This is a genomic window from Streptomyces sp. NPDC032472, from assembly GCF_040636955.1.
Lineage (GTDB): Bacteria > Actinomycetota > Actinomycetes > Streptomycetales > Streptomycetaceae > Streptomyces.
This window is the reverse complement of the sequence record NZ_JBEZVK010000040.1, coordinates 17,908-30,765: the sequence shown is the minus strand read 5'-3', so window position 1 is coordinate 30,765 and position 12,858 is coordinate 17,908. Positions and strand designations below refer to the sequence as shown.

12 protein-coding genes and 1 pseudogene are annotated in these 12,858 nt (G+C 72.9%); 4 read left to right on the top strand and 9 right to left on the bottom strand.

The window, feature by feature from the left end; translation table 11 throughout:
- The first annotated feature begins 16 nt into the window (after positions 1 to 16).
- Positions 17 to 1,096, top strand: a complete 1,080-nt coding sequence (locus AB0F11_RS25150; RefSeq protein ID WP_362177834.1) for a hypothetical protein — start codon at positions 17 to 19, stop codon at positions 1,094 to 1,096.
- A gap of 134 nt (positions 1,097 to 1,230) precedes the next feature.
- Here the strand turns inward: AB0F11_RS25150 and AB0F11_RS25145 are convergent.
- From AB0F11_RS25145 to AB0F11_RS25125, 5 genes and pseudogenes are all read right to left on the bottom strand, one after another.
- A pseudogene (locus tag AB0F11_RS25145) lies at positions 1,231 to 1,326 on the bottom strand (IS5/IS1182 family transposase); the annotation flags it as partial.
- A 51-nt stretch (positions 1,327 to 1,377) separates the two neighbouring features.
- Entirely contained in the window at positions 1,378 to 2,013 is a 636-nt protein-coding gene (locus tag AB0F11_RS25140) for a VOC family protein (RefSeq protein ID WP_214939799.1), read from the bottom strand.
- A gap of 120 nt (positions 2,014 to 2,133) precedes the next feature.
- Positions 2,134 to 3,075, bottom strand: a complete 942-nt coding sequence (locus AB0F11_RS25135; protein ID WP_362177830.1) for a 3-oxoacyl-ACP reductase — start codon at positions 3,073 to 3,075, stop codon at positions 2,134 to 2,136.
- 14 nt (positions 3,076 to 3,089) lie between these two features.
- Entirely contained in the window at positions 3,090 to 4,169 is a 1,080-nt protein-coding gene (locus tag AB0F11_RS25130) for a Zn-dependent alcohol dehydrogenase (protein ID WP_362177827.1), read from the bottom strand.
- A gap of 36 nt (positions 4,170 to 4,205) precedes the next feature.
- Positions 4,206 to 5,060: a MaoC/PaaZ C-terminal domain-containing protein gene (locus AB0F11_RS25125; RefSeq protein ID WP_362177825.1), complete on the bottom strand. Its 855-nt coding sequence runs from the start codon at positions 5,058 to 5,060 to the stop codon at positions 4,206 to 4,208.
- 226 nt (positions 5,061 to 5,286) lie between these two features.
- Between AB0F11_RS25125 and AB0F11_RS25120 the strand changes: the two genes are divergently transcribed.
- Complete coding sequence (locus tag AB0F11_RS25120) at positions 5,287 to 5,643, top strand: DNA-binding response regulator (protein ID WP_362177937.1); 357 nt, start codon at positions 5,287 to 5,289, stop codon at positions 5,641 to 5,643.
- A gap of 18 nt (positions 5,644 to 5,661) precedes the next feature.
- On the opposite strand, the gene AB0F11_RS25115 is transcribed toward AB0F11_RS25120, so the two are convergent.
- From AB0F11_RS25115 to AB0F11_RS25100, 4 genes are all read right to left on the bottom strand, one after another.
- Positions 5,662 to 6,408: a hypothetical protein gene (locus AB0F11_RS25115; protein ID WP_362177822.1), complete on the bottom strand. Its 747-nt coding sequence runs from the start codon at positions 6,406 to 6,408 to the stop codon at positions 5,662 to 5,664.
- A gap of 23 nt (positions 6,409 to 6,431) precedes the next feature.
- On the bottom strand, positions 6,432 to 6,965 hold the full coding sequence (locus AB0F11_RS25110; protein ID WP_362177819.1) for a SigE family RNA polymerase sigma factor: 534 nt from the start codon (positions 6,963 to 6,965) through the stop codon (positions 6,432 to 6,434).
- A gap of 198 nt (positions 6,966 to 7,163) precedes the next feature.
- Entirely contained in the window at positions 7,164 to 8,363 is a 1,200-nt protein-coding gene (locus AB0F11_RS25105) for a lipid-transfer protein (RefSeq protein WP_362177817.1), read from the bottom strand.
- Between the two features lie 44 nt (positions 8,364 to 8,407).
- Positions 8,408 to 10,633 (bottom strand): acyl-CoA dehydrogenase, encoded by a 2,226-nt coding sequence (locus AB0F11_RS25100; protein WP_362177815.1) that lies wholly within the window; start codon positions 10,631 to 10,633, stop codon positions 8,408 to 8,410.
- 282 nt (positions 10,634 to 10,915) lie between these two features.
- Here AB0F11_RS25100 and AB0F11_RS25095 point away from each other — a divergent pair, with 282 nt between their 5' ends.
- Together AB0F11_RS25095 and AB0F11_RS25090 are read left to right on the top strand one after the other, a co-directional pair.
- Complete coding sequence (locus AB0F11_RS25095) at positions 10,916 to 11,890, top strand: polyprenyl synthetase family protein (RefSeq protein ID WP_362177812.1); 975 nt, start codon at positions 10,916 to 10,918, stop codon at positions 11,888 to 11,890.
- Between the two features lie 177 nt (positions 11,891 to 12,067).
- A complete protein-coding gene (locus AB0F11_RS25090) occupies positions 12,068 to 12,715 on the top strand; it encodes a class I SAM-dependent methyltransferase (RefSeq protein WP_362177809.1) in 648 nt (215 codons plus the stop codon).
- Positions 12,716 to 12,858: the final 143 nt, after the last annotated feature.

Below are 12,858 nucleotides of genomic sequence, written 5' to 3'. Positions count from 1 at the left end.
CGGAGGTGACGCACGGATGACTGTCTGTGCCATCGAGATCACGACGGCTGCCCCCTTCACCATCGCCGCGGACGGCTCGTACGCCGCCCGGCTGGCCGGGAACGGCGAGGCACGCTACCCGGAGCGCTGGACCCTGGCCGGGCCCGAGCCGTACGCGGTGCCGCTGCCGCTGGCCCAGCCCGAGGAGGCCGACAGCGAGGTGCTGGCCCTGGCCGACGGGCGGGTCCTGATCCACCGGCGGGTCGCGCAGCGGCACGCCTTCGCTCTGCTGTACCCGACCGGCGGCGCCGCGGCCGGTCCGCGCACCGGTGAGCTCCCGCTCGGCGCGATCGAGCCGGAGGCCGAGGGCGTACGGGTGTCCCTGCTGCCCCCGTCGCCGGACGGGTACGGCGCCTTCGCCCTGGCCGCCGGCGAGGCCGAGACCACCGTCTGGCAGGTGGCCGGCGGCACCTTCGCGCAGGTGGCCCGCATCCCGGGCCGCTGCTCCGGCGGCGTCTGGCTGGACCGCGGCGGGCGGATACTGGCCCTGGACCGCGAGCTGGAGGGCACGGTCAAGGCCGTCGCGGTGGACCTCGGCCGCGGCGGCGGGGTCTCGCCGCTGCTCCAGATCACGGAGGACAGCGACGACCGGCTGCTCTTGGCCGACTTCGACAGCGGGCTGCTGCTGATCCGCTCGGACGCCCCGGGCGAGCCGCGGCTGGGCTGGGGGGTGCTGGGCAGCACCCGGCCGGTCCGCTTCCCCGAATGCCTGCGCGGCGAGGCCGCCACCCCGTTCGCGGTCCAGCCGGGCCAGGCCCTGATGCCCGAGTCCTGCGCGGTCGCGCTCCGGCTTCAGGACGGCGGCATCGGCCTGTGGCGCCCCTCCGACCGGCACGTGTTCCGCCTCGGCGCGCCCGCCGGCTGGCACGGCACCGGCCTGTGGAGCGCCGAGGGCCGGCTGCGGCTGCCGTACTCCACCGCCGAGGCGCCCTGCGGGATCGCCGCGCTGAGCATGCCGGTGGCCCCGCCGCCCCCGGTCCGCCTCGACCCGCCGGCCTCCGCGCCCCGCCCCGTACCCCTGCAGCAGGCCCCTCTCCACCGGGCCGGGCAGGACTGAGGCCGGCCGGGCCGGGACCCGGCGGGTGACACACCCGCCGGCCCACCCGCCCGGCCGCGCAGGCCCTGGGTTCTGTCTCTTCGGTCAGCGTGGCGCCCAGATGAGGGTGGCGGCGAGGTGGAGTGCCGCCTGGCGAGGCGGTCAATGCAGCGTTCGACGCTGTTCCGCTGCTTGTAGATCTCGGCGTCGAAGCCGGGCGGGCGGCCGCCTCGGCGTCTTCGCCGCAGGCGGTGGCCGATCTGGTCGGACGGCTGGTCGGACGGCTGGCAGTCGGGTCCTGGTCAGATCGTGACCGGGCCGTGGGCGGTGGCGAACTCGACCGAGACCAGGCCCGGTTCCTCGTCCTCGACCCAGGTGACGTCGATCTGGTCGAGGGGGTGGTCGGCCGGTTCGCCGAGGAATTCGGCGATGGAGGCGGCGTCGCCGGCGATGGAGACCCCGTGGATGGTGGTGGAGGTGCGCGGGTCGGCGCTCGGGCGCTCCTCGATGGGGACCAGCCACTGGAGGAAGTAGGGCAGTTGCGGGTCCTCCAGCAGTTCCAGCAGGCCGATCTGCTTCCACCTCAGGTCGAACCCGTCGGGGCGGACGCGGTGGCCCTCGGCCGAGGTGCGGCCGAGGCGGGCCTCGACCGGGGCGATGTCGTCGACGGAGACCACCCAACCGAGCCAGCCGCCGCCCTCGGCGGCGCGGCGCGCGACGGCCTGGCCGAAGGGTGCGCGGTCGGCGGCGGGGTGGTCGAGTGTGGTGACGACCTCGACGTAGGTGCCGCCGCTCAGCGGAAGGATGAAATTGCGGGTGCCGAACCGCGGGTGCACGCCCCCGTCGACGAACCCGGCGCCGAGGGCCGATCCGATCCACTGGACGGTCGAGACGAAGCTGTCGCGGGCCACCGCATAGGACACGTGATCAAGTCGCACTGCGCCATCATCACCGACAACCCGCACAAATCCCTACGCCACGCCCGCCGCCCCGGCCGCCTCCGCCGTGGATTCAGCCGTGGAGCGGATCGATCACACCGCACTTCCAAGAGACAGGCTCTAGTCGTGCTTGAGGCCGAGGACCTCCGCCGCGGCGAACGTCTCGTTCGCCGGGCGGGCCGCGTAGTGCGGGGCGAGGAGGCCGTCCAGTTCCTCGTAGGAGAAGACCTCCTTGGCGGTGTTGAACTTCGCCGCCACCTTCGGCCGGTCCATCACCACCACGATCCCGCCGTGCACGACGAACAGCTGGCCGTTGGCCTGCGCCGAGGCCGGCGAGGCCAGCCAGCCGACCAGCGGCGCCACGTGCTCGGGGGCCAGCGGGTCGAGCTTGCCCTCCTCGGGCACCTGGAAGCCGGCGAAGACGTCCTCCGTCATCCGGGTGCGGGCCCGCGGGCATATCGCGTTGGCCGTCACCCCGTACTTGGCGAGGGCGAGCGCGGTCGAGGTCGTCAGGCCCACGATGCCGCCCTTGGCCGCCGCATAGTTCGGCTGGCCGGCCGAGCCCGCGAGGAAGGCCTCGGAGGAGGTGTTGACGATCCGGCCGTAGACCGGGCCGCCCGCCGCCTTCGAGCGCTCGCGCCAATGCGCGGAGGCGAAGTGCGTGGTGTTGAAGTGGCCCTTGAGATGGACCCGGATCACCGAGTCCCATTCCTCCTCGGACATCGAGAAGACCATCCGGTCGCGCAGGATACCCGCGTTGTTGACCAGGATGTCGAGCTTTCCGAACCGGTCCACCGCCAGCTCGACCAGCTCGCGCGCCTGCTCGAAGTCGGCCACGTCCCCGAGGTGCGCCTCCGCCCGGCCGCCCGCCGCGCGGATCTCCGCGGCGACCTCCTCGGCGGGGGCGGCCGAGGCCTCCCCGGAGCCGTCGCGGCCGGGCTGGCCGAAGTCGTTGACGATCACGCTCGCGCCGAGCCGGGCCAGCTCGACCGCCTCGGCCCGGCCGAGCCCCCGGCCGGCGCCGGTGACGATGGCGGACAGTCCCTCAAGCGGTAGCGACATGTGCGGGGTTCCTCTCAGATCTCGATGCAGGTGCGCAGGGCCACGCCCGTGCGCATCTGGTCCAGGGCGTCGTTGATCTCCCCGAGCCTGACCCGGTGGGTGATCAGGCCCGCCAGGTCCACGCGGCCGGCCCGCCACAGCGCGATGGTGCGCTCGTACGACCGCAGCACGTCGCCGCCCCCGTACATCGACGGCAGGATCTTCTTCTCGTCGAAGAACAGGGAGAACATGTTGACCGAGTAGTTGTCGTCGAGGGCGCCGGCTCCCACCACGACGACCGAGCCGCCGCGCCGGGTGGCGTCGTACGCGGTCTTCGTTGTGGCGGACTTGCCGACGACCTCGAAGACGTAGTCGAAGCCCTCGCCCGCGGTGATCCGGTTCTTGGCGTCGCCGAGGGCCTCGGGCGCGACCGCCTCCGTCGCCCCGAACCGCAGCGCCGCCTCGCGCCGCGAGGCCACCGGGTCCACGGCGACGACCTGCGCCGCACCCTGCACCTTGGCGCCCTGGATGACGGAGATGCCGACGCCGCCGCAGCCGATGACCGCGACCGAGGAACCGGCCTCCACCTTCGCGGTGTTGATGGCCGCACCGAGCCCGGTGGTGACGCCGCAGCCGATCAGTGCGGCGATGTCGTAGGGCAGGTCGTCGGGGATCTTCACCGCGCACGCGGCGGGCACGACCATCTCCTCGGCGAAGGTGCCGGTCCCGGCGAAGCCGAACACCTCCCCGCCGCCCGCGCGCCGGAAGTTCGGGACGGCCACGTTCCCGAACGACTCCAGGCACAGGTGGCCCTGACCCCGCTTGCAGGCCGGACAGTGCCCGCACGGCGGCAGCCAGCAGACCAGGACACGGTCGCCGACCGCATGGCTGGTGACCCCGTCGCCGACGTCGACCACCTCGCCCGAGCCCTCGTGGCCGGGGACGAAGGGCGCGGGCTGCGGCAGTACACCGCTCATCGCGGAGAGGTCGGAGTGGCACAGGCCGGTGGCCTTGATCCGGATCCGCACCTTGCCGGGCCCGAAGCCGGCGGCCTCCATGTCCTCGACGACCTCGAGCTTGTCCTGGCCTATCTCGCTCTGCAGCGCTGCGCGCACGGTGCGGCTCCTAGGATCGGTGGGGCTGGGGTGTCCTTACGCGTGCTCGACGACGGTGTCCGCGAGGACCGGCGCGTCGTCCCGTTCGACCGCGCTCACCGCGACCTGGACGCGGCCGGGCTCCTGCCACATCCGGATCCGCAGCGTCTCCCCGGGGAAGACGATCCCGGCGAAGCGCGTGCGGTAGGAGCGGACCCGGGACACGTCCCCGCCGAGCACGGTGTCGACGACGGCCTTGAGGGTCATCCCGTACGAGCACAGGCCGTGCAGGATCGGCCGGTCGAAGCCGGCCAGCTTGGCGAACTCCGGGTCCGCGTGCAGCGGGTTCCAGTCCCCGGAGAGCCGGTACAGCAGCGCCTGCTCCTCGCGGATCGGCCGCTCCTCGGTCCGGTCGGGCTCCCGCTCGGGCAGCCCCATCCGCTCCGAAGGCCCGCGCTCGCCGCCGAAGCCGCCCTCCCCGCGGACGAAGATCTGCGCGTCGGAGGTCCACAGCGGCCCGTCGGCGTCGGCGACCTCGGAGCGCAGCACGATGACGGCGGCCTTGCCCTTGTCGTAGACGGCGGCGACCTTGGAGCGGGAGGTGGCACTGCCCTTCACCGGGATGGGGCGGTGCAGCTCGATGGAGTGCCCGCCGTGCAGCACGGCGGCCAGGTTGACCTCGATCCCGGGCGCCCCGAGTCCGCCGAGCATGGCCATCCCGGCGCCGGCCACGGTGGCGAAGCTGGGCAGGACGTGCAGCTTGGATTCGAGGGTGTAGCGCAGTTCGTCCGGGTCGGTGGCGGGGCGTCCGGCTCCCAGCCCCAGGTGGTAGAGCTGGATGTCCTTGTGGTCCCACGCGATCTCGCTGCGGCGAGGTTCGGCGGCCAGGGCCTTGGCGGCATCGATCGGCATGAAGATGCTGCTCCTTGTTCCTTTTGGAAGACCCCGGCGCGGCCGTCCGCACCGTCGGCCGCACCGGGGTCGTATGCGGACCGGCTCCGACGCGTTCTAGAACGCGTTCTATCTCTTCCGGTGAGGGAAATGTATAACGCACCCCTGTGGAGTTGTGAAGACTCCTGACGCCGTGTCAGAAGTGGTGGCGGGGACGCGCCACCCCTACCCTGGCGGGGTGGACGAAATGCCACGGGACCTCCCTCCCGCCAAGTCCCTCCGGGTCCTCATCACCCCGCCCGACCCGGCCCTCGCCGTCCTGCTCGGCCTCCAGCCCGACATCGAGGTCGTGCCCTCGCTCTACTCCCGGCCCCAGGTCGCCCTGGCCGACTCCGTGGAAGCCGTGGCTGCGCTGCTCGCAGAGGATCCCGACTGCCGGACCCTGGTGATGACGGGCTCGGCCCACCCCGGCCTACTGGAGGCCGCACTCGCCGCCGGCGCGGCGGGCCTGGTCCTGCGCGACGTCCCCGTCGAGGACCTGGCCCGCTCCCTGCGCGACGCCTCCATGGGCGAAACCGTCATCGACCCGGCGCTCCGCCCGTAACCCGGCCCGGGCTACGCACTACGGGGCCATCACCCGCTTCCGCTCCCCGGCGGTGTCGTACACGTCCCAGTAGGCGAGGAGGTTGTCCACCCGGGATCCGATGAGCGCCCACTGCATCTCCGACCGCTCGGCACGGCCCAGCTTCGGCTCACTCGTGGTCCCGTCCTTCCAACCGACGACCACACGCTGCACCCCCGGACCGAAACTGCCCACGTAGAGCAGGGGTCTCGGGTTCACGTCCGGCCGGACCATACGGAAGTACCCGCTCGTCGTCCCTCCCACCTCGGCGGGGGTGATCGGGAACCCGGCCCCCTGCCTGCCTCCCGGTTCGACCGAGACCCGTCCCCACGGCCAGGGGCCGGGCCCGGCCGGCCCGATGTATTCGGGTGGGACCCGCGTCTCGTCATCAACGCTGATGACCCCCTTGGGGCCTCGATGCATGGTGACCACAGCCCGGTAGGTCTTTCCGTCGACCTCCACCGAACCGATCTCGGTGGAGACCTTCTCCTCCTCGTCCGGAATGACCTTCTTGTGCGACGCCGCCTGCTGTCCTTCCCGGCCATCGGCCAAGGCCGACACCGCCACCCCGCCCAGCGGTATCACCAGGGCCGCGGCCAGAGCGGCCGTCAGGACGAGGCGCCGGGTCCGCCGGCGGCGGCCGCCCCGCATCACCGCACCCACGGGTGCCGGACCCACCGCCAAGCCGTCCGCGGCCTCGGCCAGGCGCGCAGCCACCTCGTCCTCAAGGCCGGTCGCCGTCTGCATCGTGCTCCCCTCTCCCCCACTCATCACCCGGTCACCCCCACCAGTGCGGGTATGGCCCGCAGCTTGGCGATCCCCTTGGCCGCATTGCTCTTCACCGCGCCGACCGAGCAGCCCATCGCCTCGGCCGCCTGCGCCTCGCTCAGGTCCTCCCAGTACCGCAGCACCACCGCCTGCCGCTGCCGCAGCGGCAGCTCGGCCAGCCCGCGCATCAGGGCCGCGCGGTCATCCGCCTGGGCGATCCGGTCGCCCTTCTCCGGCCGGTCGGCCAACGTGGCCGATGGCCCGTCCACGCCCGGGGGCGCCAGATCCTCCTTGAGCCCCCGGCGGAACCGCCGGGCATGCGTATTGGCCAGCACCCGCCGCACGTACGCATCCGGATCATCCGCCTGGCTCACCTTGCGCCAGGACGCGTACACCTTCTCCATCGACGCCTGGACCAGGTCCTCCGCCGCGTACTGCTCGCCCGTCAGCAGATATGCGGTCCGCATCAACCGCGGCCACCTGCTGGTCATGAAGCCCTGGAACTCCTCGTCCAAGGCCTGCTTCCGTCCCCCCATGACACACCTCCTACCTCTTCAGAGTCCACGAGCCTCCCGAACCGTTGCCCCGCCTCCCCACGCCGAACGGCCCGCCCCCGGCCAAAGCCGGGAACGGGCCCCACGGACAAGACACGGACAAAGACACGGACGAGACGCGGGCAGACACGGACAAGGCGCGGACAAGGCGCGGACAAGGCACGCACAAGGCTCGAAGCCCTACGGCCGCCGCAGCATGGTCACCACCGCCGCCCCGCCCAGTCCGATGTTGTGCGCCAGGCCGACCCCGGCCCCCGCCACCTGCCGGGCCCCGGCCTCCCCGCGCAGCTGCCACACCAGCTCGGCCGCCTGCGCCAGGCCCGTCGCCCCGAGCGGATGCCCCTTGGAGATCAGCCCGCCGGAGGGGTTGACCACCCAGCGCCCGCCGTACGTGGTCGCGCCCGACTCGACGAGCTTCCCCGACGCCCCGTCCTCGCACATCCCGAGCGCCTCGTACGTCAGAAGCTCGTTGATGGAGAAGCAGTCGTGCAGCTCCACCACGTCCACGTCCTCGATGCCGAGCCCGGAGCTCTCGTACACCTGCCGGGCCGCCGCCGCGGTCATCGGCTTGCCCACCACGTCGATGCAGGAGCCGGAGGAGAACGAGGCCGGCGTGTCCGTGGTCATCGCCTGGGCGGCGATCTCCACCGCCTTTCCGTGCAGCCCGTGCCGGACGAGGAACCGCTCCGAGACCACCACCGCCGCCGCGGCCCCGTCCGAGGTCGGCGAGCACTGCAGCTTGGTCAGCGGCCGGTGGATCTCCTTCGCCGCCAGGACCTCCTCCACCGTGTACACGTCCCGGAACTGGGCGTTGGGGTTGTCCGCCGAGTGCCGGTGGTTCTTCGCCCCCACCGCCGCGAGCTGCGCCGCGGTGGTCCCGTACCGCTCCATGTGCTCGCGCGCTGCGTTGCCGAAGATCTGGGCGGTCGGCGGCGACATCTCGAAACCGTGCCGTGCGGCCATGATCCCGTAGTGGCGGGCCACGGGCGAGGTCTTGAAGTCCCCGCCGTCGGCCCCGTCGCCCAGGGCGCCCTTCTTCATCTTCTCGAAGCCGAGCGCCAGGACGCAGTCGGCGAGGCCGCCCGCCACGAGCTGCCGGGCCATCATCAGCGCCGTCGATCCGGTCGCGCAGTTGTTGTTCACGTTGTAGACGGGGACCCCGGTCAGCCCCAGCTCGTACGCCGCCCGCTGCCCGGCGGTGGAGGCCTGGAAGCAGTACCCCGCCGGGACGTGTTCGACCAGCTCGTAGCCGATGCCCGCGTCGGCGAGCGCGGCGGTCCCGGCCTCCTTCGCCATGTCCCAAAACTGCCAGTCCCGCGATTCGGGCTTCTCGAACCGCGTCATGCCGACGCCCACGATGTACGACTTCGACGGCTTCATCTGCGCTGACTCCTAGTCCCTTGGTCTCTTGGTGCCTTGATCCCTCAGTCCCTGGGAAGGCCGAGGATCCGCTCGGCGACGACGTTGAGCTGGACCTGCGTGGTGCCCCCGGCGATGGTCAGGCAGCGGGACATGAGCACCCCGTGCACCGCCCGCTCCCCCGCCCCCTCGCACACCGCGCCGTCCGGGCCGAGCAGTTCGAGGGCGAGTTCGGCGGTCCGCTGCTGGTGCGGGGTCTGGACGAGCTTGCGTACGGATGCACCGGCGCCCGGCTCCAGCCCGGACACCTGCTGGAGCGTGGTGCGCAGCCCGATGCAGGCCAGGGCGTGCGCCTCGGCCAGCAGTACGCCGATCCGGGCGCGGTGGGCCCCGTCGAGGCCGGGGGCGCGGGCGAGCAGCGCCTCCAGGCCGGTGTCGAAGGTCATCCGGTCGGCCATGTGGACGCGCTCGTTGCCGAGGGTGTGGCGCGCGACCTGCCATCCGGCGTCGGCGGCGCCGACGAGGGCGTCCGCGGGCAGCGGGGCGTCGTCGAACCAGACCTCGTTGAACAGGGCCTCGCCGGTGATCTCTTTCAGGGGCCGCACGGTGATGCCGGGGGTGTGGCGCATGTCGACGACGAAGTAGCCGAGCCCCTTGTGCTTGGGGGCGTCGGGGTCGGTACGGGCCAGCAGGATCCCGAAGTCGGCGGTGTGGGCGGAACTCGTCCACACCTTCTGTCCGTTGATCCGCCAGGAGCCGTCGACCTCGACCCGCTCGGCCCTGGTCCGCAGGCCCGCGAGGTCGGAGCCGGCGCCGGGCTCGGAGAAGAGCTGGCACCAGGTCAGGTCGCCGCGCAGGGTCGGCAGCAGGAGCCTTTCCTTCTGCTCGGGCGTCCCGTACGCGATCAGGGACGGTACGACCCAGGTGGCGATCCCGAGGTCGGCGAGCCGGACCCCGGCGGCGGCCAGCTCCTGCTGGACGACGAGCTGTTCGACGGGTCCGGCGCCGAGCCCGTACGGCGGCGGCAGGTGCGGTGCCGCATGGCCGGTGGCGGCGAGGACCCGGCGGGCGGCGGCCGGGTCGAGGCCGCGGGCCGCGGCGATCGCGGTGCGGGCGGCGGCCCGGTACGCCTCGGCCTGCGGCGGCAGGTCGATGCCGAGGGTGCGCCGGGCGCCGTCCGCGGCGAGCTCCACGGCCCGCGCGCGGTGGGCGTCGCCGGGACCGAGGAGCTGCCGGGCGACGATGGCCCGCCGCAGGTGGAGGTGCGCGTCGTGCTCCCAGGTGAAGCCGATCCCGCCGAGCACCTGGATGCAGTCCTTGGCGCACCCGTACGCGGCGTCCAGGGCGGTCCCGGCGGCCAGCGCGGCCACGAGCGAGCGCGGCTGCGCCTCCACCTCCGCCTCCCCCCGGCGCCCGCCCGGCCCCTCCGCCGCCCGGGCGGCGTCCCAGGCCAGGGCCCGGGCCTGCTCCAGGCGGACGAGCATGTCGGCGCACAGGTGCTTGACCCCCTGGAACTGCCCGATGGGACGGCCGAACTGCTCGCGCACCTTGGCGTACCCGGCGGCCGTCTCGACCGCCCACGCGGCGGTGCCGCAGGCATCGGCGGCGAACAGCACGCAGGCGAGGTCGCGGACCAGGTCCTCTTCGAGGTCGAGCAGCCGGCCCGGGCCGACGGCCACCCCGCGCGCCCGGACCTCGGCGGTGGGCCGGGTCGGGTCGGCGCAGGCGTGCGTACGGATCTCCAGCGCGGCCGCGTCGACCGCGAACCAGCGCACGCCGTCGACGCCATCGGCGTCATCCGCGCCGTCAGCGCCGTCCGCGCCGCCGGCCCGGGCGGCGAGCAGGACCAGGTCGGCCTCGCCGGCGCCGAGCACCGGCGGCGCGAGCCCGTCGAGGAGGTGCTCCCCCTCCGCGCCGGCGGTGACGGCCAGGGTGCCGGGCCCGAGGGCGACGGCCCCGATCCGGGTCCCGTCGGCCAGGGCCGCGGCGAGCCCGGCGGCCCCCGCCCGGTGGAGCAGGACGGAGGCCAGGGCGCTGGGCAGGTACGGTCCGGGCAGGGCGGCCCGGGCGGCCTCCTCCACGGCGGTGGCGAGGTCGAGGAGCGTGCCGCCCTCCAGGTGCGGAGCGAGGAGTCCGCTGCCCGCGAGCGCGTCCCAGTAGCCGGGCCGCACCCCGGTCCGGGGCGGGCTGTCGAGCAGTTTGCGCACCTCTTCGGGAGGCATGGTGCGCGCCGCCCAGCCGCGCACGGCGTCGGCCAGGTCGCGCTGCTCCTGCGTGATGGCGATGCCCATACGGATCCCTGCCGCCTCTCCGACGTACCCGGCCGGCGCCGGGCGGTCCCCGGTCGCGGTCCCCTGATCGGCGGTCAGAGTAGAACACGTTCCATTCTGACGGAAGGTCAGATGCCGCGCGTCACGAGGACCCATACCGAACCGGCCATGTCCGAAAATCGCTCTAGATCCCCTCCGCCCCGAATGATCAAATCTGGGGCGTTCACGCCAGCCCCAATTCACCAGGGAAGGGAATCACCCGTGAATTGCGTCTCGTATGTGGATCTGCACCGGCAGGTATCCTTGGACATCGAAGCGGAATTGGAATCCGCCATAAGAAATCTCGACCCCGCCTCGCACACGAGCGCGGCCAGAAAAGCCGTCACCGCCCTCCTGCGGCACCAGAAACTGAGGCATCCCCTGTCCGTGCTGCCCATGCTGGTACACGGCGCCGAAACGGGAAATCCCACCCCGGCCGTCCCGCTCTCCGCACTGCACGTGCTGTGGTGGACCTCCGCCTGCTATCTCGACGACCTCGCCGACGCGCACCGCGCGCCCGCCGCGTCCGAGGGCATCGGGCGGAACGAGGCCCTCATGGCCTCCGTCCTCGCCGGAACGGTGCTTCCGATCCGGATCATCCACTCCCTGCCCGCGCCGGAGTGCATACGCGGCCGCCTCGCGGCCGAGATGGCCACCGGCTGGGCGGTCGGGGTCGAGGGGCAGCTGCGCGACATCGGCGGCGACCCGGCCGCCGCCACGGCACACTCGGTCATCACGGCCTACCGCGGAAAGTCCGGCGGCCCCTTCTCCATGATCACCGCAATGGCGGCCCTGTTGTCCGGAGCCGACGAAGGGAGAACCGAGCTCTGGCGCGAGTTCGGCTACGTCTTCGGAATACTCTGGCAGATATTCAACGACCAGGAGGACATCCTCTCCGGCCGCAACGAGGACCTCCACAACGGAACCGTGACCTATCTGCTCACGTGCGCCCTGGAGGAATCCCCCTCGGCCGCGGCCCGGGAGCACCTCCTCACCCTGTGCTCCGCCGCCCGGGATTCCGGCGCCGCGCGCACGGAACTCGCGAGTGCACTGCTCGAACCGTCCGTCCTGCGGCGCTACCGCGCGGATCTGCAGGCGTTCCGCGCCGAGGCCCATCGCCTCCTCGGCGTACTGGGCGGCGACGAGCAGTACCTGCCGGTGCTACGGCATCTCGTGGAGCAGGCCTCCCCGATGCTCCTCCAGCCGGCCCCGGTTCCGCTCGCCCCGGTGACGGTGTAGTCCCTACGCCGCCGACCGCATGCCGTGGCGTACTCCCGGACCGCACTCCGGGACTGCCGTGCTCCGCTCCGCGGACCGCCGGACTCCGCTCCGGGACCTCCCCGGGCCACCCGGCCATGGCGTCCTACCTGCCAGTAGGGCAGCATGGGCCGCTCACGCGCAGTTCAGGAGGAACCCATGGCCGCCGCCACCCCCAAGCCGGAGACCCTCGCCGCCTTCGAGGCCGCCAAGGGGTTCATGCCCGTCACCGAGGGCCTCGCCCTGTACGAGGCCGCGGCCGGAGCCGCGGCGCTGGGCCTGCCGCTGCTGGAGGTGGGCACGTACTGCGGCCGCTCGACGATCCTGCTGGCCGACGCCGCCCGCGAGGCCGGAGTGAGCGCGATCACGGTCGACCACCACCGCGGCAGCGAGGAGCAGCAGCCCGGTTGGGAGTACCACGACCCGTCCGTGGTGGACCCGCAGGTCGGGCTGATGGACACCCTCCCCACCTTCCGCCGCACCCTGCACCGGGCCGGCCTGGAGGAGCACGTCATCGCGATCGTGGGCCGGTCCCCGCAGGTCGCTGCGGCCTGGGGCGGCAGCCTCGGCCTCGTCTTCATCGACGGCGGCCACACCGACGAGCACGCCACCGGCGACTACGAGGGCTGGGTCCCGCACCTCGCCGAGGGCGGCACGCTCGTCATCCACGACGTCTTCCCGGACCCGGCCGACGGCGGGCAGGCCCCGTACCGGATCTACCAGCGCGCCCTGGCCTCCGGCGCGTTCGAGGAGGTCTCGGTGACCGACTCCCTGCGCGTGCTGCGCCGTATCGCCCCCGGCCTGTAGCCCAAGGCCCGCAGTGCGAGCGGGGCGGGAGCCAGGAGGACGCAACCAGCCGGGACACGAGCGAGCGGAGCATTAGGCATATCGGGATATAAGCGCACACGCCCTCGAACGGCTCAGTCCCGGCCTCCCGGCGGGCCCCCGGA

Excerpts from the sequence above, each read along its gene's own strand:
- AB0F11_RS25150 (WP_362177834.1), top strand. The coding sequence starts at position 17 with ATGACTGTCTGTGCCATCGAGATCACGACGGCTGCCCCCTTCACCATC.
- AB0F11_RS25135 (WP_362177830.1), bottom strand. The coding sequence starts at position 3,075 with ATGTCGCTACCGCTTGAGGGACTGTCCGCCATCGTCACCGGCGCCGGC.
- AB0F11_RS25125 (WP_362177825.1), bottom strand. The coding sequence starts at position 5,060 with ATGCCGATCGATGCCGCCAAGGCCCTGGCCGCCGAACCTCGCCGCAGC.
- AB0F11_RS25120 (WP_362177937.1), top strand. The coding sequence starts at position 5,287 with ATGCCACGGGACCTCCCTCCCGCCAAGTCCCTCCGGGTCCTCATCACC.
- AB0F11_RS25115 (WP_362177822.1), bottom strand. The coding sequence starts at position 6,408 with ATGCAGACGGCGACCGGCCTTGAGGACGAGGTGGCTGCGCGCCTGGCC.
- AB0F11_RS25110 (WP_362177819.1), bottom strand. The coding sequence starts at position 6,965 with ATGGGGGGACGGAAGCAGGCCTTGGACGAGGAGTTCCAGGGCTTCATG.
- AB0F11_RS25105 (WP_362177817.1), bottom strand. The coding sequence starts at position 8,363 with ATGAAGCCGTCGAAGTCGTACATCGTGGGCGTCGGCATGACGCGGTTC.
- AB0F11_RS25100 (WP_362177815.1), bottom strand. The coding sequence starts at position 10,633 with ATGGGCATCGCCATCACGCAGGAGCAGCGCGACCTGGCCGACGCCGTG.
- AB0F11_RS25090 (WP_362177809.1), top strand. The coding sequence starts at position 12,068 with ATGGCCGCCGCCACCCCCAAGCCGGAGACCCTCGCCGCCTTCGAGGCC.